The following is a 25,964-nucleotide window of genomic DNA, read 5'->3' on the forward strand; positions in this document are numbered from 1 at the left end:
GATATCGCCTCGTCGAAAGCACTCGGATCGTCGGTTAATGCGCATCTTCACAGCCTCGCTGGCAACGGAAACCAACACGTTTTCGCCCGTTCCGACGGACATCCACGCTTTCAAGGCGGCATTCTATGCCGAGCCAGGCGAGCATCCCGATACGCCGACACTCTGCTCCTCCGTCGTGCCAATCCTGCGTCGGCGCGGTCGCGAGGAGGGATTCGAAGTCGTCGAGGGAACATCTTGCTGGGCCGAACCGGCCGGCCTGATCCAGCGCCAGACCTACGAGATGCTGCGCGACCAGATCCTGGATGAGTTGAAGGCAGCCATGCCTGTCGATGCCGTGGTACTTGGCCTGCATGGTGCCATGGTCGCCCAGGGTTATGACGATCCCGAGGGCGATTTCTTGTTGCGGATACGCGCGCTTGTCGGGCCAGATGTTGTGGTCGCGGCCGAGTTCGACCCGCACAGCCATCTGACCGCGCTCCGTGTCGCCAATCTTGACCTGATGGCCGCTTTCCTCGAATTCCCGCACACCGATTTCGAGCAGCGCGGCGAGCATGTCGTCGAATTGGCGCTGCGAGCCCTGCGCGGCGAAATCAGGCCGGTGATCTCCACTTTCGACTGCCGCATGATCACCATCTATCCAACAAGCCGTGAGCCGATGCGCTCCTTCATCGACCGTCTGACGACGCTCGAGGGCAAGGGTGGTGTGCTGTCGATTTCGGTCATTCACGGGTTCATGGCCGGCGACGTACCCGACATGGGAACACGCATCGTGGTGGTGACCGACAATGACAGGGCACATGGCGACGCGCTGGCGAAGTCGCTCGGTCACGAGCTCTACGGCCTGCGCAAGCGCACGTCGATGCCGATGCTCGACACTGAGGCCGGTCTCGACCGGGCTATCCAGCTTCGCAAGAGCCATCCTGACCTGCCCGCAGTCATTGCCGATGTCTGGGACAATCCCGGCGGCGGCGTCGCCGGCGACGCGACCTACATCTTGCGTCAGATCCTGGCCCGCGGTCTCGAAGACGTCGCGGTTGCGACGATCTGGGATCCGATAGCCGTATCCTTCTGCCATGCCGCAGGCGAGGGCGCGGTCCTCGACCTGCGGATAGGCGGCAAGTCTGGTCCGCATGGCGGCGATCCGCTCGACCTTCGAGTCAAGGTCATGGCCATCGCCGAGGCCGGCTGGCAGAGTTTTCGCAACAGCCGGGTGACGCTTGGAAATGCGGCCGTGGTGCGCCCGCTTGGTACGACCATCGACATCCTATTGATCACCAGCCGCACGCAGACCTACGAGCCCGACATCTTCTCCAACCAGGGGATCGATTTCACCGGAAAGGCCTTCCTGCTGGTCAAGTCGACCAATCATTTCCACGCTGGCTTCCAGCCGATCGCCTCCGAGATCGTCTATGTCGCGGCACCCACGTCCTACCCGACAGATCCGGCAACGACGCCTTATCGCAAGGCGAGCCTGGACATCTGGCCGCGCGTAGCCGACCCGCTGGGACTCGATAAGGCCCAAGAATGCCCACAGCAACTCCCGGCCTTTTGACGGCCAGGGCAAAACGATCATTCGAAAACGAGACTGAGATGACTGCGCTTAGCAAACCGGGACATTCCCTTCTCTTCGAAACCTTTTGGACACCAGCAGGCGAGGGCAAGGCCCCCATCTACAAGCTACGCCTGACAAATCTGGGCCACGGGCCGCTTGCAGATTTCATCCTGTGCTTCAGCGGGCCGGCACGGCTCGAGGCAAATGCGGCGATAGAGAACGGCCGCCTGATCCGCCGTTTTTCCAACCACAGTGAAGTAGCCCCCCCTCCTGGTTTTGTGCTCGAACCGGGCGCGGTTTGGGAATGCACCGCCCAACAGCTGTCTTATCCGCTGCGCCACTGGAGCGACGGCGCGACCAGTGCCTATGTCGTGAAATCAGACGGCTCGATCGAGGTTGCCGCAACCTTGCGCACGGTTTCGACCGTCGTTGAGAATGCGCCGAAGCGTGGCAGTGCGATCCTAGCTGAAGCTGCGACGTCGCCGGTTCCCATCTCCGTCATCCCGTGGCCGGGCAGCGTTGAGGCGATTGCGTCGGGGCAGACGCCCGACGGCCTTGCGCTGATGGCAGAAACGCAGACGCAGCTCGCGGCCTGCCAGGCGTTCGCCGAACTGACCCAGCGGCTCTTCCCCGGTGAAGGGCTGGTGCGCGAGGCTCATCAGGGCGGCCGGCCGGTGCGCCTGGTCGAGCGCGCGGGCGCTGCCGAGGCCTACCGCATCGACTTCAGCGAGCGCGAGGTCGTTGTGGCCGCCGCCAGTGCCACAGGCTATCTCTACGGCCTGATCACGCTCGGCCAGATCCTGCGCGGCGCCAAGCGCCATCGCCAATCGTTTTGCTTTCCTGCATCCGGCAGCATCGAAGATGCGCCGCGTATGGGGTTCCGCGGCTGTCATCTCGATGTCGTGCGCCAGTTCTACGCGAGCGGCGAGGTCCAGCGTTTCCTGGCCATCATGGCATGGAACAAGCTCAACCGGTTCCATTGGCACCTCACCGACGATGAGGCATGGCGGATCGAAATCACCGCCTATCCGCAGCTGTGCGAGCGTGCCGCATGGCGTGGCCATGGGTTGCCAGTGCCGCCGATGCTCGGATCGGGGCCGCAGCCGACTGGTGGGTACTATACCCAGGCAGAGGTGCGCGAGATCGTCGCTCTCGCCGGCACCTATGGCATAGAGGTGATCCCGGAGATCGACATTCCCGGACATAGCTACGCGCTGCTCGAGGCGCTGCCCGAACTGCGCGATCCCGATGAAACCGGCGAATATGCTTCGGTGCAGGGCGTGCCCAACAATTGCATCAATCCTGCACAGCCGAATGCAGTGGCATTCATCAAGGAGGTGTTCCGCGAGCTCGCGGAGCTGTTCCCGTCCAAGGTGCTGCATATCGGCGCCGACGAGGTGCCGCTGGGCGCCTGGTCGGGCTCGCCGATGGCGCTCGACATGCTGCGCAAGCTTGCCGGCGACAATGCCGCGCGCTCGCATGCCGGCCTCACCAACACGCTGACCAACCATGACGGCGCCGACGACATCGAAGGCGCGACAACCTCGATCCTGCAGGGCGCGTTCGTGCGTGAGATCCACGAACTGATCAAGTCGCTTGGCTGCGAGACTGGCGGCTGGCAGGAGGCGGCGCATGGCGGGGCGCTCGACAAGGACGCATCCTATCTGGTCGGCTGGCGCGATGTACCGGTCTGCGGCCGCCTGGCCGGAGAGGGCTACGACATGGTCGTTTCTCCAGGGCAGGCCTACTACCTAGACATGGCCCAATCCGCCGACTGGAACGAGCCTGGTGCTGGCTGGGCGGGTTCGCCCTCGCCTCGTCACACCTACGATTTCAATCCCGTCGAGGGCTGGACGTCAAAACAGCTGCAGCACTTCAAGGGCATCCAGGGTTGCATCTGGAGCGAGTCGATGACCGACCGCGGCGTCTTCGACCGCCTGGTATTCCCCAGGCTGTCGGCAATCGCCGAGACGGCTTGGACGCCATGGGCGAGCAAATCATGGGAGAGGTTCGCGGCAGCCTCGAGCCTGATGCCCAATCTCTACGGGCATTGGGAATAGAGAGAGCCGGCTTTCGATCGCCGACATAGTCGGTGGTGGCGGGCCGAGATCAACAAGGGGAAGAACAAAGTGCCCGACCTGCTTGTCAGTCTCCATTCGGCAAAGTTCGAGGAGCTTCGTTCGCGTCGTCACGTGGCGGGCGTTTCGATACGCCCTGCGCTAGCTCCGGAAATGGCTCTCGTCGTCGATTGGGTACGCGAGCATTTCAGCGACAACTGGGCGAGCGAAGTGACGGTAGCGTTCTCGCGGCACCCAGTCGCCTGCATCGTCGCCGTCGAGAACGGCAAGCTACTGGGCTTTGCCTGCTACGACATCGTAGCGCGCGGATTTTTCGGACCGACCGGCGTCAGTCTCGACGCGCGGGGCAGGGGTGTTGGCGTTGCACTGCTGGCCGCAGCACTCGAGGCGCTAAAAGCCGATGGGTACGCCTACGCCATCATCGGCGATGCCGGTCCCGCCGATTTCTACGCCAATGCCGCAGGTGCCATCCCGGTACCGGCACCAGACAAGGGTATCTACCAAGGCATGCTTCGCCGTCCCAAACCGGCGTCGGATCACTAACGACAAACACGACTTGAAAGGGGAATTGACGTGAAATTGCATACTTTGACCGCCATCTCAGCGCTTCTTTTCGGCATCGCGCCTGCCGCAGCCGAAAACATCCTGACAGTCAATATTGAACCGGCGACGACCTGGGTCCGCAACTTCAACCCGTTCAACCAGGCTTCGGCACGCCAGAGCACGCTGGACTTCATCTACGAGCCGATGGTCGTCTTCAACCGCTTCGACAGCAACAAGCCGGTTTTCCGCCTGGCCGAGAGCTTCAAGCTGGCCGACGACCTCAAGAGCATCGACTTCAAGCTGCGTTCGGGCCTGAAGTGGTCGGACGGCCAGCCGCTGACATCGGAGGACGTCAAGTTCACCTATGACCTCCTCAAGAAGTTCCCCGCGCTCGACTTCGTCAGCATCTGGTCGCAGATCGGCAGCGTCGAAGCCGTCGATGGACAGACCGTGCGCTTCACCCTGAACAACCCGAGCTCGCTCGCGGCCGAAACGCTGTCGCAGATCCCGATCGTTCCGCAGCATGTCTGGAAGGACATCGCCGATCCGGTCACCTATGCCAACGAAAAGCCCGTCGGCAGCGGCCCGATGACTGAGGTGCCACGCTTCACCGGCCAGACCTACGACCAGTGCCGCAACCCGCATTACTGGGACGCCGAGACCCTCAAGGTCGACTGCATGCGCTTCCCGCAGCTGGCCGACAACAACCAGATCCTGACCGCGACCGTCAGCGGCACGCTGGACTGGGGCGTTTCCTTCATCCCCGACATAGAGAAGGTCTACGTCGCGAAAAACCCCGAGCACTTCAATTACTGGTACTCGCCCAGCAGCATGGTGGCCTTTATCTTCAACCAGGAGACGGCCAACGAGAACAACAAGAAAGCGTTCACCGACGTCAATTTCCGTCGCGCGGTCTCCATGGCGCTCGACCGCAAGGGCATGATCGACATCGCCGGCTACGGCTATCCGACGCTGAACGAGGATCCGGGCCTGATGGGCGAGCTCTACAAGAGCTGGTCGGATGCATCGATCAAGGCCGATTTCGGCAAGTATGCGACCTATGACGAGGCTGCGGCCAAGGCCATGCTCGACGAGGCCGGCTACGCCGACAAAGACGGCGACGGCATGCGCGAGAATCCCGATGGCACCAAGATCGCCTTCTCGATCATCGTGCCGGCGAGCTGGACCGACTGGATCGACACGGTCAACATCGCCGTCGACAACATGAAGGCCGTGGGCATCGACGCCAAGATCGAGACGCCGGAAGAGGCCGTGTGGACCCAGAGCCTGATCGAAGGCAAGTTCGACGGCGCCATCAACAGCCTGCCGGCGTCGGCCTCGCCCTATTACCCCTACAAGCGCGCCTTCACGGCCGCAGACAAGGGCAAGACCCGCTTCACGGCCCAGCGCTGGTTCAATCCTGAGGTCGAGAACCTGGTGAAGGAATTCACCCAGACGGCTGATCTGGAAAAGCAGAAGGAAGCCATGAACAAGGCGCAGCGCATCGTCGCCGAAAACATGCCGATGGCGCCAGTGTTCAACAATCCGAACTGGTATCAGTACAACACCACGCGCTTCACCGGCTGGTCGACGAAGGACAACGCCTTTGCCAATCCGTCGATCACCAGGAACAATCCTGCACGTCTGCTGAACCTTCTGGCTCTGCGGCCGGTGAACTGAGTTTTCTATAGGGAGTTGGCGGTGGCCGGAGACGGCCCCGCCAATGCGCGCCGATGCCTTTTCTTCTTCGCCGGACGTTGTTCTACCTTGCCGCATTCATTGCGGCGGCGACGATCAATTTCTTCTTGCCGCGCATGATGCCGGGCGATCCGGTGGCCTTGATGTTTTCCAGTGCTGCAAGCGAATTGCCACCAGAGAGCCTTGCGGCGCTGAAGCTTACCTTCGGCTTTGTCGATGGTCCCATCTGGAAGCAGTACCTGACCTACCTCGCCAGCATCTTCACAGGCGATCTGGGCATGTCGGTGAAATATTTCCCGCTGCCGGTGACCGAGCTTCTCGGCCGGGCGCTGGTCTGGACCGTGGGTTTGGTCGGCACTGCGACGATCATCAGCTTCTTCCTGGGCAGCTTCCTTGGCATGCTGGCGGCCTGGCGGCGCGGCACACGGCTCGATGTCATTATCTCCGTCTGTTCGATCTTCGCCACCTCGATCCCGGCCGTCGTCACGTCGCTGGTCGCGCTCTATTTTTTCGGCTTCACCTTTGGCTGGTTTCCGACCGGCTATGCGCACGATCCGGCGCTCGACCCCGCATTCAGCCTGCAATTCGTGGGTAGCGTTCTCCACCATGCGCTCCTGCCGATGATCACGCTGTGCTTCGTTTTGACCGGCGGTTTCACCGTGACGATGCGCAACAACATGATCAACCTTCTTGGCCAGGACTATGTCGTCATGGCGCGGGCGAAGGGCTTGTCCGATCGGCGTGTGATGGTGTTGTACGCCGCGCGCAACGCGCTGCTGCCGGCTGTCTCGAGCCTCGCCATCGCGTTGGGCACGGTACTCGGCGGTTCGCTGGTGACAGAAGTCGTCTTCAACTATCCGGGGCTGGGCAACACGCTCTATCAGGCGATCCTTGCCCGCGATTACCCCGTTATCCAGGGGCAATTGCTTGTCATGACGGCCGCGATGCTTGTCGCCAATTTCATCGTCGACGTGACCTACGTCCTGCTCGATCCACGCCTGAAGGGGAGTGGCTGACATGGTTCAACTTCTCACTGGCCTGAGGCACAACCGGAAAGCGCTGATAGGCCTGACGATCGTGCTGATTATCGTCCTGATCGCGATCTTTGCGCCGCTCCTGACTGAGTACAATCCGGCCGCCCGCACCGGCCGTCCGCACCAGCCGCCGTCGGCCGACCACATTCTCGGGACGACCCGCCTCGGACAGGACGTCTGGGCCAGGCTGATCTACGGTGCGCGCACCTCGTTGGCCGTGGGTTTCGCCGCCGGCTTGCTGATTACCGTCGTTGGCACCGCACTTGGCATCATCGCCGGCTATCGCGGCGGCAAGACCGACGAGGTCATCAGCTTCTTCACCAACATGGTCCTAGTGGTGCCCAACCTGCCCCTGCTACTGGTCATCGCCGCCTTCGTCGGCCAGGCCGGGCCGATGGTGATTGCCTTCATCCTCGGCATCACCTCGTGGGCCTGGGGCGCGCGTGTCACGCGGGCTGAAACACTTTCGGTCAAGCAGCGCGATTTCGTGAAGGCGGCCGAGATGATGGGCGAGCCGCAATGGCGCATCATGGCGTTCGAGATTTTCCCAAACGTTCTCTCCATCGTCGGCATCAACTTCATTGGCAGCGTGATCTTCGCCGTCATCACCGAGGCGACGCTTGAGTTCCTCGGTCTCGGCGACCCCAACGTCATTTCGTGGGGCACCATGCTCTACAATGCGCAGAAAGCGTCTGCACTGTCGGTCGGCGCTTGGTGGGACATCCTCGCGCCCTGTATCGCGCTTGCGCTGCTCGGCATCGGCCTGTCGCTACTCAATTTCGCCGTCGACGAAATCGCCAATCCGCGGTTGCGGACAGGCAGCAACCTCGGTCGCTGGGCAAGCCTCGTCAAGGCAGGGGAGGGACGGCTTTGAGCGATTCATTGCTCTCGGTGAAGGACCTTACGATCGACTACATCGGCGCGGAGAAGAACTTCCGCGCCGTCGACCAGGTGTCGTTCGACGTTGCCCCTGGCGAAGTGTTTGGACTGGCGGGTGAATCCGGCTGCGGCAAGAGCACGGTCGCATTCGCCGTCAGCCGCTTGCACATACCGCCCGCACTGATCCGCAAGGGCAGCGAGATCCGGCTGGCTGGCCGCGACGTTCTTGCCCTCGACAACAAGGCCCTGCGTGATTTCCGATGGCGCGAGGTGGCGATGGTGTTTCAGAGCGCCATGAATTCACTCAACCCGGTACTGCGCATCGAAGACCAGTTTCATGACGTGCTCGCCACCCACAATCGCTGTTCGCGCAAGGAAGCGCGCGAGCGCACCGCCGAGATGTTGAAGCTGGTGGACATCAAGCCGGAGCGTATGCGTGATTACCCGCATCAGTTCTCCGGCGGTATGCGTCAACGCATCGTCATTGCCATTTGCATGGCATTGAATCCGAAGCTGGTGATCATGGACGAGCCGACCACGGCACTCGACGTTGTGGTTCAGCGCGAGATCCTGCAGCGCATCGACGAGTTGCGGCGCCAGATGGGTTTCTCTGTCCTGTTCATTACCCATGATCTCGGCCTGATGGTGCAATTCTGCGACCGCATCGGCGTCATGCTCTCCGGCAAGCTTGTCGAGCAGGGCCGGTCGGACGAGATATTCCGCAGGCCGCAGCACGACTACACCAGGAAACTCTGGGCCTCGTTCCCATCGCTCAAGGGAGGCTTGTTGGGATGAGCGAACTGCTTCTGCGTTTTGACAATGTCAGCAAATCCTTTGGCAGCGGGACCTATGCCGTTCACGCCGCGCGATCGGTCAGTTTCTCGCTCGACAGCGGCCGGGCGCTGGCTATCGTCGGCGAGTCGGGTAGCGGCAAGACGACCTGTGCGCGCATGGCGATGCTGGAATATCTGCCGAGCGCCGGAAAGGTGCTGTTCAAGGGAGAACCGACGGAAGGGCGCCGCGGGCGCGACCTCGCCGCCTACCGGCGTGCGGTCCAGATGATCTTTCAGGACCCGTTCGCTTCGCTCAACCCCGTGCACACCATCGCCTACCATCTCAAGCGTACGCTCAGCCTGCATCGTCCTGACGTCACCGCCAAGGATCTCGATGCAGAGGTGGAAAAGCAACTGGCGACAGTGAAGCTCGATCCAGCACTCGTTGCGCCGAAATATCCCCACGAGCTTTCAGGCGGGCAGCGCCAGCGCGTCAATATCGCGCGTGCGCTATCGGCCCAGCCGCAGGTGCTGGTAGCCGACGAGCCGACATCGATGCTCGACGTCTCGGTGCGCCTCGGTGTCCTCAACCTGCTCAACGAGATGAAAACGACCCGCAATCTGGGCATGCTTTATATCACCCACGACATCGCAACCGCGCGATACGTGGCTGAGGACATCGCCGTCATGTATAGCGGCCAGATCGTCGAATGGGGCGATTGCGGTTCGGTGATCGACAACCCCCAGCATCCTTATACCAGGCTTTTGCTGTCTGCCGTGCCCGATCCGGAGCGCCGGTTCTCGGACGCATCCTCGCGGCTAGATCCAAAGGAGGCCGATGCCGTACGTCGTGCCGCCGCGATGGACGGGCGCAAGGTCTTAACGGTTGGCGAGAGGCACTTTGCCTTGGCAAGTGTGGGGTAGGGTCGTCGAACCTTCGATAGCCGGCTCCCCCCTTGCAAACGTCCGTTGACTGGAAATCATAGCCCGCACTGGGGCCGATCGTCCGCGGCGATTTCACAACCGACCAACCTCGATCGATTCAGCGCGTTGACACGCTGGATAGTTCAGGCCGCCTGCCCCACCGAGGCGCTTTGCGAAAAGGTCGCGAGCAGTTCCGCCTTGCGCTTTTCGAAACGCGCGATAGACGCAAGTTTCACATGGCCATAACCGCGAACTTCTTCTGGAAGGCGGGCGAGTTCAGAGGCGGCTGAGAGGTTGTCACGCGTAAGCTGGGCAACCAGCGCTTCGATGAGCCCGAAATAATCCACGATCAGGCGCCGCTCCATCTTGCGCTCGGCGGTGCGGCCGAACGGATCAAAACGCGTGCCGCGCAAGCCTTTGAGGCGCGCGAGCACGGCGAAGGCCGGCTCGATCCAACGGCTGGCGATCGCGATCTTGGCCGGATGGCCAGTTCGTGGATCGTTGCGGGTCAGCATCGGCGGGGCCAGATTGTACTGCAGCTTGAAGCCGCCTTCGAACTGCTCGGCGAGCTTCTGCCTGAACGCCGGATCGCGATGCAGCCGCGCCACCTCGTATTCATCCTTGTAGGCCATCAGTTTGAAAGCGGATTTGGCAACGGCACTAGCGAAGACCTCCTGGCCGGGCACGGCAGTCGCCTCGGCATGCCGCGCCTTGTCGACCAGCGCGCGATAGCGCTGGGCATAGGCAGGGTTCTGGTAGCCGGTGAGAAATGCTGCGCGTCGTGCAACGACCTCATCCAGCGTAGCCTCCGATGCCGGGGCAGGAACGACACCCGCCTGACGGCGCACATGATCCATATCCTCGGCGGAGCGCCGGCCCCAGGCGAAGGCGGCGCGGTTCATGGCGACACCAGCACCGTTAAGGTCTATGGCCTTTTCGATCGCCTCGCGGCTGATAGGCACAAGCCCCTTCTGCCAGGCATGGCCAAGCAGGAACATGTTGGCGGCTATCGCATCGCCAAAGAGCGCTGTTGCAAGCTTCATGGCTGGCAAGGTGGTGAGCGCGTCCTCGCCGCTGGCATTGCGCAACCGGCGCAAGGTGGCGCCTTCGCGGAAGTCGATGGTGGTGTCCTTGACGAAGGAAGCGGTCGGCGCGAAGTGGTCGTCAACCACCGCCTTGGTCCGGCCTTTGCCGAACGTGGCAATGGCGTTCTGGGATGCTGCGACCACAAGATCAAAGCCGAGCACCAGATCGGCTTCGCCGGGCCCGATGCGCGCGGCATTCAGCATCTCTGGTTGCCGGGCGAGCCGGATGTGCGAGACCACCGCGCCGTTTTTCTGGGCGAGGCCGGTCTGGTCGAGCGTCACCAGCGACAGGCCGTCGAGATGAGCTGCCTGTGACAGGATGGCGCTTACGGTGATGACACCTGTGCCGCCGATGCCGGTGAGCAGCACGCTGTAGGGCTCATTATCAAGGGCAGCGCGGTGGGGCTCGGCAAGGCCGGCATCGACGCCGCCGGCGGCCTTGGCGCGCGGCTTGCGCAGGCGTCCGCCTTCGATGGTAACGAAGCTCGGGCAAAAACCCTTGGTGCAGGACAGGTCGGTGTTGCAGCTCGACTGGTTGATGGCGCGCTTGCGGCCGAACTCGGTCTCGCGCGGCTCGATGGAGATGCAGTTCGACACCGCCGAGCAGTCGCCGCAGCCCTCGCACACCAGTTCGTTGATGAAGGCGCGCTTGGGCGAGACGGGGTAGGTGCCACGCTTTCGGCGGCGGCGCTTTTCGGCGGCGCAGACCTGGTCGTAGACGAGCACGGTAACGCCCTCGACCTCGCGCAGCTCACGCTGGACCTGGTCGAGCTCGTCGCGGTGACGCACATTGACCGAGCGCGGCAACTGGCCGGCCAAAAGCTGAGGGCGCTCGGAAACGACAACCACCTGCTTGGCACCTTCGGCCAGGACCTGGCCGACAATGGATGGCACCGACAGCTCGCCATCATGGCGCTGGCCGCCGGTCATGGCGACGGCGTCGTTGTAGAGGATCTTGTAGGTGGCGTTGACCTTGGCGGCGATGCCGGCGCGGATGGCAAGGAGGCCTGAATGGAAATAGGTGCCGTCGCCCATGTTGACGAAGATGTGCTTCTCGTCGGTGAAAGGCGACAGCCCGATCCAAGAGCCGCCTTCGCCGCCCATCTGGGTAAAGGTCGAGGTGTCGCGCTCCATGCCGATCACCATCATATGGCAGCCGATGCCGGTGGAGGCGCGGCTGCCCTTGGGCACGACGGTCGAAGTGGAGTGCGGGCAGCCCGAGCAGAAATAGGGTTCGCGACTGAGCAGGCCAGGCTCGGCGGGCGAAGGCAGCCCGACTGTTGGCAGCTGCGCTGCGCGCGCGGCGAGGCCTGCATCGTTCGTGCCGAGCCATTGCACAATGGCGCGGGCCACCGACAGCGCGCCGATCTCGCCGATCGAGGACAGGAGAGGCGCCCCGTCCGGTCCGGATTTGCCGAACACTAGCGGGCGGCGGTCTCCGGGCAGGTTGAACAGCTGAGATTTGATCTGCTCCTCGATGACGGGACGCTTTTCCTCGACGACGAGGATCTGATCCAAGCCGTCAGCGAATTCGCGCAGGCCTTGCGGCTCCAGCGGCCAGACCATGCCAACCTTGTAAAGCTTGATGCCGAGTTCGGCGGCGCGGGCCTCATCGATCCCGAGCAACGAGAGGGCGCCCTTGAGGTCGAGCCAGGACTTGCCGGTCGAGACGATGCCGAACCTGGCCTTGGAGGAGGACCAGAGCTGGCGGTCGAGACGGTTTGCCCGGGCGAAGGCCAGCACGGCGGCGAGCTTGGTTTCGAGACGGCGCTCCATCGCCTGTTGCCCATCAGGCCAACGCATCGAAAGACCATCTGCCGGAAGCGGCAGGTCAGGCGCGATGATTTCGAGCCGCGTCGGGTCGAGATCGACCGTCGCCGAGCATTCGACGATCTCAGTCTGGCACTTGAAGCCGACCCAGGCGCCGGAATATCGACTCATAGCCCAGCCGAGCAGGCCGTAGTCGATGTATTCGCCGACGCCGGCCGGCGACAGCAGCGGCACCATGGCCGAAATCAGATTGTGCTCGCTCTGGTGGGGAAGGGTGGAAGACACCGCGCCGTGATCGTCGCCGACGAGCAAAAGCACGCCCCCATGCTGGCTGGTGCCGACCGCATTGGCGTGGCGGATGACATCCATGGTGCGGTCGACGCCCGGACCCTTGCCATACCACATGGAAAAAACGCCGTCGTAACGCGCGCCGGGGAACATGCCGGTCTGCTGCGTACCCCACACGGCGGTCGCCGCCATGTCCTCGTTGAGGCCGGGCTGGAAGACGATGTGGCTGGCCTTCAGGTATTTTTTGGCACTGCCCATCTCGCGATCGAAGCCGGCTAAGGGTGAGCCGCGATAGCCCGAGACATAACCTGCCGTGTTGAGCCCGGCCGCAAAGTCGCGCTGGCGCTGCACCATCGGCAAGCGCACCAAAGCCTGCGTGCCCGAGACAAGGATCCGGCCGCGCTCGAGCGTGTAACGCTCGTCGAGCGCCGAGGGCATGTCGACCGGCCGGGCGCCATTTTCAAAGGACTTCGCTACGGTCATGCTGGTATCTCAGATGTTGAGCGGGGCAGGGGCATATCGAAAATGCGTCCCGGATTGAGGATGTTGTTGGGGTCGAGTGCTGCCTTGAGACGCCGCATCGCGGCCAGTTCGGCCGGGTCACGCGTCAGATGCAGATAGGCCTTCTTGTCGAGGCCGATGCCATGTTCGGCCGAGATCGAGCCGCCTGTTAGCGCAACGGAGCCGAACACCGCTTTTGCAACCTCGTTGGGCCGGTCGGTACGGACGACATAATGCAGATTGCCGTCGCCGAGATGGCCGAAGACATAGTCCCGAGCTGCTGGATCGGCGCGGCCTTGGGCGGCCTTTGCCAGATCGAGGAATTCGCCCATGCGCGGCAGCGGCAGGCTGACGTCGAGGCTGAGCATCGCGCCCTCGGCGAAGAGGAAACGGTTGCAGTCGTCGCGCAACATCCACAGCGCCTGGAACTCGCGCTCCGACTGCGACAGCACGACGTCCTCGACCAGCCCGTCCTCGATCGCCTGCGACAGCGCCACGGTGAAGGCTTCCTCGTCGGCGCCCGGCGTCATGCCCTGAATGTCAGTCAGCACATAGACGGGCGACGACAGTGCAACAGGAGCGGTGAGCCCGAGGGCCGCGACCATGTCGCCCATCAGTGGCGCCAGGATGACCTCGAAACCCGAAAGCAGATTGCCGAGCCGGCCACGCAGGAATTTTAGCAAGCCGAAAGCGGCATCGAGCGAGGGCAGCGAACAGAAGGCGGCGGACTGGGTGATCGGCTTGGGATGCAGCTTCAAGCAGGCGCGGGTGACGACGCCGAGCGTGCCTTCGCTGCCGATGAAAAGCTGACTAAGATCGTAGCCGGAATTGTCCTTGGCGAGGCCCTTGAGCGAGGAGAGCACGGTGCCGTCGGCAAGTACGGCTTCCAATCCCAGAACCTGGGCGCGAAAATTGCCGTAGCGCAGCACGCGGATGCCGCCGGCATTGGTGGCAATGTTGCCGCCGATGGTGGCGGTGCCGCGGGCGCCGATATCTACGCCGAAGACCAGCCCCGCGGCGTCGGCCTTTTCCTGAACGACCTGCAAGGGCACGCCAGCCTCGGCGATGATGGTACCGGCGGTCGGTTCGACGTCTTCCAATGCGGTCATGCGTTCGAGCGAAAGAACCGCCTCACCCGCAAGCACCCTCGCCCCGCCCGACAGGCCGGTGCGGCCGCCCTGGACGACCAAAGGCAAGCGGGCGGCGTTGCAGGCGTTGATGATCTCGGCGACTTCGCGGGTATTGCGCGGGCGCAGCACTAGTTCGGGCCGGGCGCCCGGTTCGCCGGAAAGGTCGTCGCTGTAGCGCGGATCGACGGCATCGCCTGCCAGAATCGCCGCCTTTTCGAGCCGCGCCTTGAGAATGGAGAGAACCTGATCGCTCGGTCGTGCCATGATGCCTGGATGGCCCGGAGGAAGCCATTTCCGGGCGCTGTCTCGGGTCAGCTTATTTCGCTTGCAATATTTGTCAAACCTATATTGTTTATTCGCATGTCGAGACGGGCGCGGCCGTTACAGGTGGCGCCGACGGAGGACGAATGCCGATCGAATATCAGGACGTGGTGCGCACAGGCGTTGCCCGGCAGGTCGCCGACAAGATCCGCGCGGCCATTCTCGACGGTCGCCTGCAGATCGACGAACGCCTGCCGACCGAAGAAGACCTGGCGAAGAGCTTTGGCATCTCCCGTCCCACAGTGCGCGAGGCGCTGAAGCGGCTCGCAGCCCAAAACCTCATTCGTTCGCAGCGTGGCCCGACCGGCGGCACCTTTGTCAGCCGCCCCGATCCAGAAGGGCTGTCGTCGGCGATTACGGGGGCGGCAACGCTCCTGGTCGGCGTCGGCGCCTTCGACATCGACGAGATCATCAGCGCGCGGCTGGAAACCGAGGCGATCTGCTGCCGGCTCGCCTGCGAACGCCGCAGCGACACAGACCTTGCTGCGATGCGCACCGAGATCGCGCTGCAGCGTTCAAAATCGCTCAGCGACGAAGATTTCTGTGCCTCCGACGTTCGTTTCCATCGCGCGGTGGTCAAAGCGGCGGGCAACGGCCCGCTCAGCCTGATGATGTACACCGTGGTCGAGGCCTTCATGCCGATCACCAACATGATCGTTTCGCATGTGCGCGAGCGCAGCACTGTGGCCAATTTCCACGAGCGGCTCGTGGCGGCACTGGAAGCGCGAGATGCCGCAACTGCGACCTCTGTGCTTTCCGAACTCCTGACCTATGTTCGCGACAGCTATGCGATCAGCCTGGCGCGGCGCGCCGAACGCGAAGCCATATCAGGCTGACGCGCAAGATTTACCCCAATGACTTCCTGGAGACTTTCATGAGCGAGACTTTCACAGCTTTGATGCTGGAAGATGTCGACGGCAAGCCGCGCGCCGGCTTCCGCGAGATCACCAAGGCCGACCTGCCGGACCATGACGTGCTCGTCGAGGTCGCCTATTCGAGCCTCAACTACAAGGATGGCCTCGCCGTTTCCGGCAAGGGCCGCATCGCGCGCCGCCTGCCAATGGTTGCCGGCATCGACATCGCCGGTACCGTGGTCGAGTCGCGCTCGCCGGCATGGAAGGTCGGCGACAAGGTCGTGGCCAATGGCTGGGGCATGTCGGAAACCGAGTGGGGCGGCTATACGCGTTTCCAGCGGCTGAAGCCCGAATGGCTGATCCGCCTGCCCGACACGTTTTCCATGGAACACGCCATGGCGATCGGCACGGCCGGCTACACGGCAGCCCTTTGCGTCGACGCGCTTGAGAATTGGGGCACTATCCAGCCCGGCAAAGGCGAGGTGCTGGTAACTGGTGCCGCCGGCGGCGTCGGCTCGACGGCGGTCAGCCTGCTGTCCTCAAAAGGCTACACGGTCGTTGCCTCGACCGGCCGCGCTGAGACGCACGACTATCTCAGTTCGCTGGGGGCCACCTCTTTCCTCGACCGTGCTGAACTCGCCGGTGAGGTCAAGCCGCTGCAGAGGGAACGCTGGAGCGGCGCCGTGGATTCAGTCGGTTCGACAACGCTCGCCAATGCGTTGGCCCAGACCGTCTATGGCGGTGCCGTCGCAGCCTGCGGTCTAGCGGGCGGCCACAACCTGCCTGGAACCGTGATGCCGCACATCCTGCGCAGCGTGACGCTGATCGGCGTCGATTCGGTCTACGCGCCGCTGCCCAAGCGCCAGAAGGCCTGGCAGACGCTGGCCGATCATCTCGACCGCGCCAAGCTTTCGGCGATGACCGAAACCCACAAGATGTCCGAGCTGCCCGAGCTCGCCAACCGCATCCTGGCGGGTGCCGTGCGCGGCCGCGTCGTCATCGAAATCGCGTAAGGGGAGGCGAGACCATGACCAGCGAAGTCGTACTTTGGCAAAAGGACGCCGAGGACGCGTTCGTCACCTTGACGCTCAACCGTCCCGACAAGATGAACGCCATGAACCAGGAGCTTGGTGACGCCCTCGAGGCGGCCATCGCCCGCGCGGTCAAGGATCCTGAAATCCGCGCGGTGATCATCACCGGTGCGGGCCGGGCGTTCACCGCGGGCTTCGACCTCGGCGGCGAAGACTTCGAGATGGATACCGAGGCCTGGCGCGAGGACATTGGCGCCAACATGCGCCGCATGAAGTTCATCCGCGAAGCGCCGATCCCGATCATCGCCGCAGTCAATGGTTATGCCTTGGCCGGCGGATTGGAGCTGATGATGTGCTGCGACATGACGATCGCCGCCGAAGACGCCATGCTTGGCGAGCCCGAAGTGCGCCACGTTTCGGCGCCTCCGACGCTGATGCTGCCCTGGACGGTGCCGATGATCCACGCGCGCCACCTGATGTACACCGGCGACCTGATCGACGGCCGCGAGGCCGCGCGCATCCACCTCGTCAACAAGGCGGTGCCGCGCGACCAGCTGAAGGCCGAAGCCGAGAAACTGGCGCGCAAATGCGCCCGCATGCCCGGTGCGGCGATCAAGTTCGCTAAGGCAGCGCTGAACCACCAGCAGCAAACCGCCGGCCTGGAAAGCTCTTGGACCTACAATCGCGAGACCACCGCGATCCTGCACGGCTCCGAAGAGGGGCGCTATTGGATGCGTCTGCTCAAGGAGTATTCGCTGAAGGAATTCCTCGACATCCGCGAAAAGCCGTTCCGCGATCTGGATTAATTTTGCGACGCGTCAGGCGCTCTTGGGCGCCTGACCTCCACCCGCCTGCAGGGCATCAAACAGTTCGGCATGGTTGCGCAGGTAACGCGACTGCACGATCTGCCCCTTGTCGGAAAGTTCGCCCTTGGCGCGGCAGGCGGGTGTCATCGCGAGATCGAAACGGGCAATCGTGGTCGAGCCGCCGGGGTTAACGGCGTTCCAGCCAGCGATGCGCGCGCCGAGCTCATCGACAAGGGTCTTGCCCGCAGCCGAGGGAAACACCAGCGCCACGAGGCGATCGCGGTTCTCGCCTGAAATGACGATGTCGTCGGCAAGCGGCGCGCACTGCGCCATCAGGCCGGCGCGCAGCGGACCGGTGCGCACCTTGACCCCGCTCGACAGCTTGAAGTCTTCGGCAAGCCGGCCATCGAAACCGAACACTGGAATGCCGTCCGACCGCTCGCGCAGCACGGCCGCATCGCCGGTGGGGTAGAAGCCATGCTCGTCCATGGGCAGCTCGACCCTGCGGCCTTCGATGAGGTAGCAGGGCGCAATGTTGGGGCCAGACACACGCAGCTCGGCACGGCCGTCGATGTCGAACAAAGCGATGCGATGGCCGGGCAGGGGATGGCCAAGCTCGCCCGGCCGCTCCAGCGGTGCCGGCGACAAGGTGATTGTCGAGGCGGCTTCCGTCGCGCCGTAGCCCGACAGGATCTGAAAATCGCCATGGCTGTCGCGGAAAGTGACGAGCCTCCGCCAGAGCTCGGCGTCGATGCCCGCACCGGCGAAGAAGATGGCCCGCAGCTTGCTGGTGAAGGCGCGCGCGGCAGGCTCATCACCTTCCAGCCAGTCGAGCAGTAGCTTCAAACCAAGCGGCACAGCGATATGCATGGTGGGAGAAACCTCCGCCATGATCCGAATGCTCGCCTCGATGGTCGATGGGCTGGGGGCTGCATCGACATGCATCCCGCCGCCGTTCCAGATCACTTTGAAGATGTTGTCGAGCCCGCCGAAGACATGGTGCCAGGGCAGCCAGTCAACAAGCACGGGCGGCGTTTCCGCCACGAACGGCCATATCGCGGCGATGGCGCCCTGGTTGGACGAGATCATGCCGCGTGTGATCGGTACGCCCTTCGGTGCGCCGGTGCTGCCCGAGGTGAAGAAGATCGCCGCCCAGTCGTCTGGCGAGGCGTGCTCGTCCAGCGCCGGTACGGCTTTTCCCGTGCTTTCGCGCACCAGCTCGCCAAGCGAAACAGCATTCATACCTTCGATGGCCGGATGGCCCGCGGGCGCGACAATCAGCTTGGGTTTGGCGGCGTCAAGAAATGGCCTTGTCGCTTCATTTTCGACACCGCCGCGGAAAGGGAAGGGGGGAAGTGCCGTATGGACGAAACCACCGGAAAGGCAGGCGAGCTTGAGCACCAGCGCATCGATGCCCGCCGGGGCAAGGGTCGCCACGCAATCGCCCTTGCGAAGACCGTAGCCTCTGGCAAGCACCTGCCGCATACCGCGGGCACGGAAAAGTGCTGCGCCATAGCTGATGGAAACCCTGGTGCTCTCACCGGGTTCGGTCAGCAGGGTTCTGCCGGGCTGCTCAGCCGCCCATTTGACAAGTCGCTCAAAAATATCCGGCAAGTCGCCGGGCAGGGGTGTCGAACTGCGATAAAAGAGGCGCCCGTCCGGGAGCTGCTCTTCAACCAGCTCCTGGCCCGGGGCCACCAGAAAACTCATCGGGCTTCTTGCCTCTCGGCAGCATCGGCCTGCCGTGCCGACAGCGCCTTTTCGTAGACGCTCGACTGATAGGCGATGAGTTCCTCGAAGGCGGATGTGGCGGCCGAGGCGTCGCGGTCGCGCAGCGCTTCCAGGATATCGGCATGCAGCGACACCACGCGGCCGCGCTCGCGGAAGCGGAAGGAGATCATGTTGGTCGCCGGGATCAGCGAGTCGTTGACCACCAGCATGATGAAACGCAATTCGTTGTTGCCGGTGGCCTGGGCGATGGCGTGATGGAAGGCAACATCGAGCCGGCAAAATTCCTCGTCGGAAATTCCGTCGCGTTCAAAGGCTTCCAGGGTGGCTTCGATTGAGGTCAGGTCTTCGGCGGTGGCGCGTTCGGCGGCGAGCTGGACGCAGGTGCGGCCAAGCAGCAGGCGCGCCTCGACGATCTCGTTGAGTCCGAAGACGCCGAGCCCGACAAACCAGGTCGTCATCTCCTGCAGCATCTGGCTGGCCGCGGTGAGCGAGGGTGCGTTGACGAAGACGCCGCCATTGGGCCCGCGCTTGGACCGCACCAGCTTCTTCGCCGCCAATATCTTGAGCGCTTCACGCACGGTCGGCTGCGAGACGCCGAAACGCTGTGCGATCTCGGCTTCCGACGGCAGCCGCGCCTCGACGCTGAGCGCGCCTTGCACGATCTCCTGCTGGAGCGCCGTCGCGATCTGATGTGCCAGGCTCTTGGTCACCTGGACTGCCTGCTTAGCGTCCTCCATACGCGTATTCTCTCCCTCGTTGGCCGCTTCTTATTATTTCAATATTACAATATCTAAATTGTTGACCGCCTGATCAGAAAATGCAAGCCTTCGATCCAACAGGGCTGCGCTATCTATCCTGCGACGCAGTCACAATAAGAACTTCAGTGGGAACATGGGAGATAATTTCCGATGAAGCTGACTAGGCGTGAATTCGCCGTCGGTATGACGACGGCTATTGCCTCGATGACCCTGCCACGGCTTGCCTCCGCGCAATCGTCGCTGGTCGTTCCGACCTATGGCGGGCTGTGGGCCAAGTTCTGGGAAGAGAAACTCTTGCCCGGCCTCACATCGGCGACCGGCATCCAGCCGCAGCTCGATGTTGGGCTCGGCAAGGATTTCGTCGCCAAAATCCGCGCTGGCGGCGACCGTTCACCCTACAGCATCTTCATGGGAAACGAGAACATTGCCGCCGTGCTGCGCGCCGAAGGCTTCTTCGAGCCCTTCGACCTCACCAAGGTGCCGAATGCCCAAAAGACGTTCCCGCAGTTCGTCAACAAGGACGCCAAGGGCATCCGCGCCGTCGTTTCGCCGATCGGGCTGGCCTACCGCATCGACCTGGTGAAGACCGCGCCGACCTCTTGGCACGACCTTTGGGAAAACCCCGAGTTCAAGGGCAAGACCGGCCTCTACCAGATCGGCAACACCGGCGCTGTGTTGTTCCTGCGCCTGGTGGCCGAACTGTTCGGCAGCGGGCCAGACGATTTCGACACCGCCTTTACCAAGATCAAGGAACTGCTGCCGTTCACGCAAGCCTCGTGGAGCGGTGAGGTGGCAACGGCCCTGATCCGCGGCGACGCGATCATAGCTCCTGTCGACTGGACCGAGATCATGACGCTGCAGGACAAGGGCGCGCCGGTTGCGATCGTTGCCCCCAAGGAGGGCGTGCTCGCTTTCGAGCAGTCGTTCAACCTGGTCGCCACCGGCACCGAAAAGGACGCCGCGCACGCCTATCTGAACTACATCCTCGACGCCAATGTTCAGCAAGACATGGCCAAGGCCTTCTACACCTCGCCCAGCAACAGCTCATCCGTCGTGGACGAAAAGATGTCGGTACGCACGCCGATCGTTGGTCCGCGGATGGCCGAGATCAAGAGCTACGACTGGAACAGCTACGTCGACAAGGCGGCGGAGATCGCTGATCGCTGGAACCGGGAAATGGCGTAGAGCCACGACCGGCATCAAAGTAGTGGCCGGGAGGGCCCCCACCTCCCGGTCGGCAACCGCGCGAGGACATCGGATGACCGCACTGACCATTGACCGTATCAACAAGCGGTATGGCAACTTGCACATCCTCAAGGACATCTCGATACCGATTGCCAAGGGCGAGTTCGTCTCGCTGCTCGGCCCCAGCGGCTGCGGCAAGACGACGACGCTGCGATGCATCGCCGGCTTCGAGCGGCCCGACGACGGCAGCATCCTGTTTGGCAACCGCGACGTGACGCGCACACTGCCCGAGCAGCGCGACATCGGCATGGTGTTCCAGTCCTACGCGCTGTTTCCGCATATGACGGTGGCCGAAAACCTGAGCTTCGGCCTCGAAGTGCGCAAGGTTTCCGTGCCCGACCGACAAAAGCGCATCGCTGACGTTCTCGCCATGGTGCGCCTCGAAGGCTACGACAAGCGGTTTCCGCGCGAACTCTCGGGCGGCCAGCAGCAGCGCGTGGCACTGGCCCGTGCGCTGGTCATCGAACCGTCGGTGCTTTTGCTCGACGAGCCGCTGGCCAATCTCGACGCCACCTTGCGCGACGAGATGCGCTTTTTCATCCGCGACCTGCAGCAGCGTGTCGGCATCACCAGCATCTACGTCACTCACGACCAGGCCGAAGCGATGGTCATGTCGGACAAGATCGTGGTGATGAGTGCCGGCACGATCTCGCAGTTCGGCTCGCCACGCGAAATCTACGAACGTCCCGCCTCGCAGTCAGTAGCCGGCTTCATCGGCCGATCCAACACGATATCAGGCAAGATCGCCGAAGCGCTTGGCCAGGACAGCTACAAGGTCGACACGCCTTGCGGCAGCATAGGCACGACGGGCCCGGCGGGCCTTGCCAAGGGGGCTGAGGTCAAGATCATGATCCGGCCGGAGAACATCCACACCCGAAAACAATGTGTTGGAGCAGGCCAAAAGCAAGAGGCTGGCTCGGGGGAGGCGGGCAAGGACGAAAACGTGCTCGCGGGTGCCGTGGTCAACTCAGTCTACCAGGGGAGCGCCAACCAGCTCGCCGTCAAGCTCGCCAGCGGCGACCGCGTGACGGTCGATGTCAACGGCCGCAACCCGCTCGACGTCGGCGAACAGGTCGCCTTGCGTTTTGCCGCCAGCGACACTTGGCTTTTGGCATCATGAGCGCGCTCGAGGCAGTTCCACGCATCGAAAGCCGAAGCAATCGCGGCAGCGCCACCTGGATGGTGGTTCCAGCACTGGTGCTGCTCATCGGTTTTTTTGCGCTGCCTTATCTCACGATCATCACCATGAGCTTGCGCGAGGCTTCCACCCGCGCCGTCTACGGCGAAGGCCTCACGCTTTCGCACTATACGACCGCACTTGGCGACTTCTACATCTGGGGCATCCTCGGCCGCACCTTGCTTATAGGCGCTACCGTCACGGTGCTTTCACTGCTGCTCGGTTATCCCGTTGCCTATCATCTCGCCAAGTCTCGATCGCGCTGGACAAGCTTGCTCTACATCTTCGTGCTGTCGCCGCTGCTCGTCGGGCTGGTGGTGCGGACCTTTGCGTGGATGATTATCCTGTCCAACAACGGCGTCGCCAACCAGGCGCTCAAGGCCATCGGCCTGATCACTTTCCCCCTTCAACTGATGAACAACTCGCTCGGCGTTACGATCGCGCTGACGCATGTCTTCTTGCCCTTCATCATCCTGCCGCTGCTCGGCAATCTGCAGGCGATCAGCCCCGACCTCGCCATGGCCTCGCGCTCGCTCGGCGCCTCGCGGATGCGGACATTCTGGAAAGTGACGTTGCCGCTCAGCATGCCCGGCATCCAGGCCGGCACCATCCTGGTATTCGTGCTGTCGATCAGTGCCTATGTCACGCCAGCCATGCTTGGCGGCACCGGCGGGCGCACCATGTCGGTGCTGGTGGTGCAATATCTCGTAGACAATTTCCGCTGGCCGGCAGGGGCAGCACTCGCCATCATAATGGCGGCGGTGGCTGTCATGTTCGTCGGGCTCTATCTCAAGCTTACGGCGCGCGCGATGCGGAGGCTGCCATGACAGGTGCATCGTGCGGTGTCGAAAAGACCATCTGGGACAGGCTGTTCACCTCCCTTGTCGCGGCGATCTACATATTCCTGATGTTTCCGATCGTGCTGGTGGTGCTGCTGTCGTTCAATTCGGGCGAGTTCCTGGCCTTCCCGCTAGAAGGCTTTTCGCTGCGCTGGTTCGAGGCACTGTTTTCAAACAAGCGCTTCCTCGACGCCACGCTCTATTCGATTCAGATCGCCGCGGTCTCGACAATCGTCAATGGCGTGATCGGCACGCTGGCTGCGATCTATGTCGCCCGCTATGCCAAGGTTGCCCGCGACTTCATGCGCCTTATCATGACGGCACCTCTCCTGGTGCCCGAGATCCTGACGGCGATAGCGCTGCTGTTTTACTTCTACGAAATCCGGATTGGCACTGACTATTCGATCGGCATCCAGATCGGCCATATCGTCGTCACATTCCCCTATGTGTTCCTCAATGTTTCCTCGGCGCTGTTCAATTTCGACCGCTCGCAGGAGGAAGCCGCGCGCAGCTTGGGTGCGAGCGGCTGGATGACGTTCCGGCGCGTGACGCTGCCGGCGATCAAGCCCGGCATCATCACCGGCTGCCTCTTTGCCTTCGTCATCTCCTTTGACATCTTCAACATCTCGCTGCTGCTGAAGTCGCTCGGAAAAAACACGTTGCCGCTGGAACTGTTCGACTATCTGCGCTTCAACTTCGACCCGACGGCAGCGGCGATTGCCTCGCTCAGCATCTTTATGACCTTCACCGCGATCCTCATCATCGACCGAACGGTCGGACTGAGGTCGCTACGGTTCTGACGATGATCAGAGAAAACGAGAAGTGATGGGAAAACTGCCAAGGTGTGGCGCGATTTATGCGGTCGGGCGGAAGCCGCTCGCTTGACAAGCTATCGGCCATAAAAATACATTTCAATATCAGAATAGAGTTCTGACGTGACGGAAGCCAGACAACAAGAGCGCTCCGCGCCGTTCGAGGGGAACGCCGGCACGAGGACGAAGCCAGGGGCAGCCGCCACCGGTCATCCCAGCACAATGAGGAGGGTTAAAGTGCATCATCATTCGCTTCTGCGCGGCGCACAATTCGCCGCAATGGCCATCACGGCCCTGATCGCTGGCGCCGGCACGCTCGCAGCCGCCGAACTGCCCAAGTCGCCTGAGGTCAAAGAGACCGGCAAGCTGATCATGGCCAACACGCTCGAGTATGCACCGTTCGAGTTTATCGCCGAAGACGGCAAGCAGGTCGGCATCAACATCGAGCTCGCCCAGGAAGCGGCCAAGCTGCTCGGCGCCGAGCTTGAGGTCACCCGTATTCCCTTTCCCTCGATGGTGCCTGGCCTAGCTGCCGGCCGCTTCAAGGTAGCCTGGGAGACATTCGCGGCGACCGACGACCGCCTGAAGCAGGTAGACTTCGTCATGTTCATCAAGTCGGGCATCGTGGCTTCGACCACGCCCGACAAGGCGCCGTCCTTCCAGGGCGAGAACAATCTTTGCGGCAAGCGTGTTGGTGTTATCGGCGGAGCGGTTTCGGACTTTATCGCCGACCGCCTGAATGAAGAATGCAAAGCCAAGGGCAAGCCTGAGCTCGTCAAGAGCATCTTCCCGGAGGGCAAGGACATAATCCAGGCCGTGCTCTCCGACCGTCTTGATGCGCGCCTGGACGACGCCACTGCCTCTGGCTATTTCGAAGTGACAAGCAAGGGCCAGTTGGTGGTGGTGCCCGGTCTCTACGACGTCGCGCCGCTTGGTATCGCGATCCCCAAGGGCGACAAAGAAACCGCCGAGATGCTGAGCGCTGCGCTCAACGAGCTGATCAAGAACGGCACCTACAAGACGATCATGGCCAAGTACGGCATGACCAGTGCGATGATCGAGGAAGCCTACGTCGTCGATGCGGCCGACAAGATCCGCAAGTAAGCGATCCGGCTCGGGGAGAGGATTTTCAACCTCTTGCCGAGCCATTTCATTGTCTATCGGGAGGGCGGTTGAATGAACCGGGCCGAAACGCAAACGCCGCCACCGGAGGCGCTTACCGTCGTTCCGCTGCGCCACTATGGCCTTTGGGTCGGAACAGTGATCACGCTGGTCATCCTCGGCCTGGTACTCAAGGCGCTCGCCACCAACCCGGCTTTCGACTGGCCGACCGTCGGCAAATACCTCTTCCATCCATCGATCATGCGTGGCCTTGGGCAGACGCTGCTCCTGACGGTCACCATCATGGTGCTGGCTATCATCATCGGCACCATCGTTGCCATCATGCGCCTGTCGCCGAGCCGGATCCTCAATGCCTTTGCCAGCGCCTACATCTGGTTCTTCCGCGGCGCGCCGGCGCTGATCCAGCTGATCTTCTGGTTCAACCTGTCGCTGATCGTGCGCGAATTCTCGCTGACGCTGCCGTTCGTTGGCACGTTGTTCACTGTCAAGACCAACGACTTCATGACGCCTTTCGTGGCCGCCGTGATCGCCTTGTCGCTGCACGAAGCCGGCTACATGGCCGAGATCGTGCGCGCCGGCATAAATTCGGTGGCGAGCGGACAGACCGAAGCTGCCGGCAGCCTGGGCATGAACCACCGGCTGATCCTGCGCCGCATCACGCTGCCCCAGGCGATGCGCTTTATCGTGCCGCCTACCGGCAACGAAACGATCAATCTCCTCAAAACGACGTCGCTGGTGACCATCATCGCCGTCAACGACCTGCTTTATGCCGCGCAGAGCATCTATGCCCGAACCTTCGAGACCATTCCGCTGCTGATAGTAGTGGCGTTCTGGTACCTGTTCGTCGTTACCATCCTGTCGATTTGCCAGCACTACATCGAGCAATATTACGGCAAGAGCGACCAGCAGCAGGGCGTGTCGATGGGCGGCATGCTGAAACGCGCCTTCAGGTTCGGACGGGTGGCACAGCCAGCATGACTTCGAAAGCAGAAAACCAGGCCCGCTTCGGCGTT

The 25,964-nt window shown here is 62.6% G+C and carries 21 protein-coding genes; 17 read left to right on the plus strand and 4 right to left on the minus strand.

The annotated features are described in order from the left end of the window. Positions 1-37 precede the first annotated feature (37 nt). The 8 genes from C8K44_RS00450 to C8K44_RS00485 all read left to right on the plus strand — a co-directional run bounded on the left by C8K44_RS00450 (position 38) and on the right by C8K44_RS00485 (position 9,481). Positions 38-1,552, plus strand: a complete 1,515-nt coding sequence (locus tag C8K44_RS00450; protein WP_109573784.1) for a M81 family metallopeptidase — start codon at positions 38-40, stop codon at positions 1,550-1,552. A 38-nt stretch (positions 1,553-1,590) separates the two neighbouring features. After that, positions 1,591-3,612: a family 20 glycosylhydrolase gene (locus C8K44_RS00455; RefSeq protein ID WP_109573785.1), complete on the plus strand. Its 2,022-nt coding sequence runs from the start codon at positions 1,591-1,593 to the stop codon at positions 3,610-3,612. 69 nt (positions 3,613-3,681) lie between these two features. After that, positions 3,682-4,173, plus strand: coding sequence for a GNAT family N-acetyltransferase (locus C8K44_RS00460; protein WP_109573786.1), 492 nt, complete (start codon positions 3,682-3,684; stop codon positions 4,171-4,173). A gap of 36 nt (positions 4,174-4,209) precedes the next feature. Then, positions 4,210-5,853: an ABC transporter substrate-binding protein gene (locus C8K44_RS00465; protein ID WP_109574044.1), complete on the plus strand. Its 1,644-nt coding sequence runs from the start codon at positions 4,210-4,212 to the stop codon at positions 5,851-5,853. Between the two features lie 53 nt (positions 5,854-5,906). Further along, positions 5,907-6,887 carry an ABC transporter permease gene (locus C8K44_RS00470; RefSeq protein ID WP_109573787.1) on the plus strand — a complete coding sequence of 327 codons (981 nt, stop codon included), beginning with the start codon at positions 5,907-5,909 and terminating at the stop codon, positions 6,885-6,887. Between the two features lies 1 nt (position 6,888). Beyond that, a complete protein-coding gene (locus C8K44_RS00475; RefSeq protein ID WP_109573788.1) occupies positions 6,889-7,779 on the plus strand; it encodes an ABC transporter permease in 891 nt (296 codons plus the stop codon). Next, positions 7,776-8,579 carry an ABC transporter ATP-binding protein gene (locus tag C8K44_RS00480; RefSeq protein ID WP_109573789.1) on the plus strand — a complete coding sequence of 268 codons (804 nt, stop codon included), beginning with the start codon at positions 7,776-7,778 and terminating at the stop codon, positions 8,577-8,579. The genes C8K44_RS00475 and C8K44_RS00480 overlap by 4 nt, the downstream gene beginning before the upstream one ends. Continuing rightward, positions 8,576-9,481, plus strand: coding sequence for an ABC transporter ATP-binding protein (locus C8K44_RS00485; RefSeq protein ID WP_109573790.1), 906 nt, complete (start codon positions 8,576-8,578; stop codon positions 9,479-9,481). The genes C8K44_RS00480 and C8K44_RS00485 overlap by 4 nt, the downstream gene beginning before the upstream one ends. A 143-nt stretch (positions 9,482-9,624) precedes the next feature. Here the strand turns inward: C8K44_RS00485 and C8K44_RS00490 are convergent, their stop codons facing one another. Beyond that, complete coding sequence (locus tag C8K44_RS00490; RefSeq protein ID WP_109573791.1) at positions 9,625-13,107, minus strand: indolepyruvate ferredoxin oxidoreductase family protein; 3,483 nt, start codon at positions 13,105-13,107, stop codon at positions 9,625-9,627. Further along, positions 13,104-14,519 (minus strand): FAD-binding oxidoreductase, encoded by a 1,416-nt coding sequence (locus C8K44_RS00495; RefSeq protein WP_109573792.1) that lies wholly within the window; start codon positions 14,517-14,519, stop codon positions 13,104-13,106. The genes C8K44_RS00490 and C8K44_RS00495 overlap by 4 nt, the downstream gene beginning before the upstream one ends. A gap of 143 nt (positions 14,520-14,662) precedes the next feature. On the opposite strand from C8K44_RS00495, the gene C8K44_RS00500 reads away from it, so the two are divergent. Genes C8K44_RS00500 through C8K44_RS00510 form a run of 3 tightly spaced genes read left to right on the plus strand, consistent with a single transcriptional unit; the run spans position 14,663 to position 17,267 of the window. Then, entirely contained in the window at positions 14,663-15,412 is a 750-nt protein-coding gene (locus C8K44_RS00500; RefSeq protein ID WP_109573793.1) for a FadR/GntR family transcriptional regulator, read from the plus strand. Between the two features lie 38 nt (positions 15,413-15,450). Next, the gene (locus tag C8K44_RS00505) at positions 15,451-16,443 is read left to right on the plus strand and encodes an MDR family oxidoreductase (protein ID WP_109573794.1); all 993 of its coding nucleotides are present in this window, start codon (positions 15,451-15,453) and stop codon (positions 16,441-16,443) included. Positions 16,444-16,457: 14 nt separating this feature from the next. Then, the gene (locus C8K44_RS00510) at positions 16,458-17,267 is read left to right on the plus strand and encodes an enoyl-CoA hydratase/isomerase family protein (protein WP_109573795.1); all 810 of its coding nucleotides are present in this window, start codon (positions 16,458-16,460) and stop codon (positions 17,265-17,267) included. A 12-nt stretch (positions 17,268-17,279) separates the two neighbouring features. On the opposite strand, the gene C8K44_RS00515 is transcribed toward C8K44_RS00510, so the two are convergent. Both C8K44_RS00515 and C8K44_RS00520 read right to left on the minus strand, forming a co-directional pair. Beyond that, positions 17,280-18,977 carry an AMP-binding protein gene (locus C8K44_RS00515; protein ID WP_109573796.1) on the minus strand — a complete coding sequence of 566 codons (1,698 nt, stop codon included), beginning with the start codon at positions 18,975-18,977 and terminating at the stop codon, positions 17,280-17,282. Continuing rightward, the gene (locus tag C8K44_RS00520) at positions 18,974-19,735 is read right to left on the minus strand and encodes a FadR/GntR family transcriptional regulator (protein WP_109573797.1); all 762 of its coding nucleotides are present in this window, start codon (positions 19,733-19,735) and stop codon (positions 18,974-18,976) included. The genes C8K44_RS00515 and C8K44_RS00520 overlap by 4 nt, the downstream gene beginning before the upstream one ends. Before the next feature lie 171 nt (positions 19,736-19,906). On the opposite strand from C8K44_RS00520, the gene C8K44_RS00525 reads away from it, so the two are divergent. The 6 genes from C8K44_RS00525 (at position 19,907) to C8K44_RS00550 (ending at position 25,929) form a co-directional block, all read left to right on the plus strand. Further along, positions 19,907-20,941 (plus strand): extracellular solute-binding protein, encoded by a 1,035-nt coding sequence (locus tag C8K44_RS00525; protein ID WP_109573798.1) that lies wholly within the window; start codon positions 19,907-19,909, stop codon positions 20,939-20,941. A 73-nt stretch (positions 20,942-21,014) separates the two neighbouring features. After that, positions 21,015-22,121, plus strand: coding sequence for an ABC transporter ATP-binding protein (locus tag C8K44_RS00530; RefSeq protein WP_109573799.1), 1,107 nt, complete (start codon positions 21,015-21,017; stop codon positions 22,119-22,121). Beyond that, on the plus strand, positions 22,118-23,005 hold the full coding sequence (locus C8K44_RS00535; protein ID WP_109573800.1) for an ABC transporter permease: 888 nt from the start codon (positions 22,118-22,120) through the stop codon (positions 23,003-23,005). Before C8K44_RS00530 ends, C8K44_RS00535 begins: the two co-directional genes overlap by 4 nt. After that, the gene (locus tag C8K44_RS00540) at positions 23,002-23,817 is read left to right on the plus strand and encodes an ABC transporter permease (protein ID WP_109573801.1); all 816 of its coding nucleotides are present in this window, start codon (positions 23,002-23,004) and stop codon (positions 23,815-23,817) included. Before C8K44_RS00535 ends, C8K44_RS00540 begins: the two co-directional genes overlap by 4 nt. A gap of 291 nt (positions 23,818-24,108) precedes the next feature. After that, the gene (locus C8K44_RS00545) at positions 24,109-24,933 is read left to right on the plus strand and encodes an ABC transporter substrate-binding protein (protein ID WP_109574045.1); all 825 of its coding nucleotides are present in this window, start codon (positions 24,109-24,111) and stop codon (positions 24,931-24,933) included. A gap of 72 nt (positions 24,934-25,005) precedes the next feature. Beyond that, positions 25,006-25,929, plus strand: coding sequence for an amino acid ABC transporter permease (locus tag C8K44_RS00550; RefSeq protein ID WP_109573802.1), 924 nt, complete (start codon positions 25,006-25,008; stop codon positions 25,927-25,929). The last annotated feature ends 35 nt before the right edge of the window (positions 25,930-25,964 follow it).

It is taken from the genome of Aminobacter sp. AP02, from assembly GCF_003148805.1.
Classification (GTDB): Bacteria; Pseudomonadota; Alphaproteobacteria; order Rhizobiales; family Rhizobiaceae; genus Aminobacter.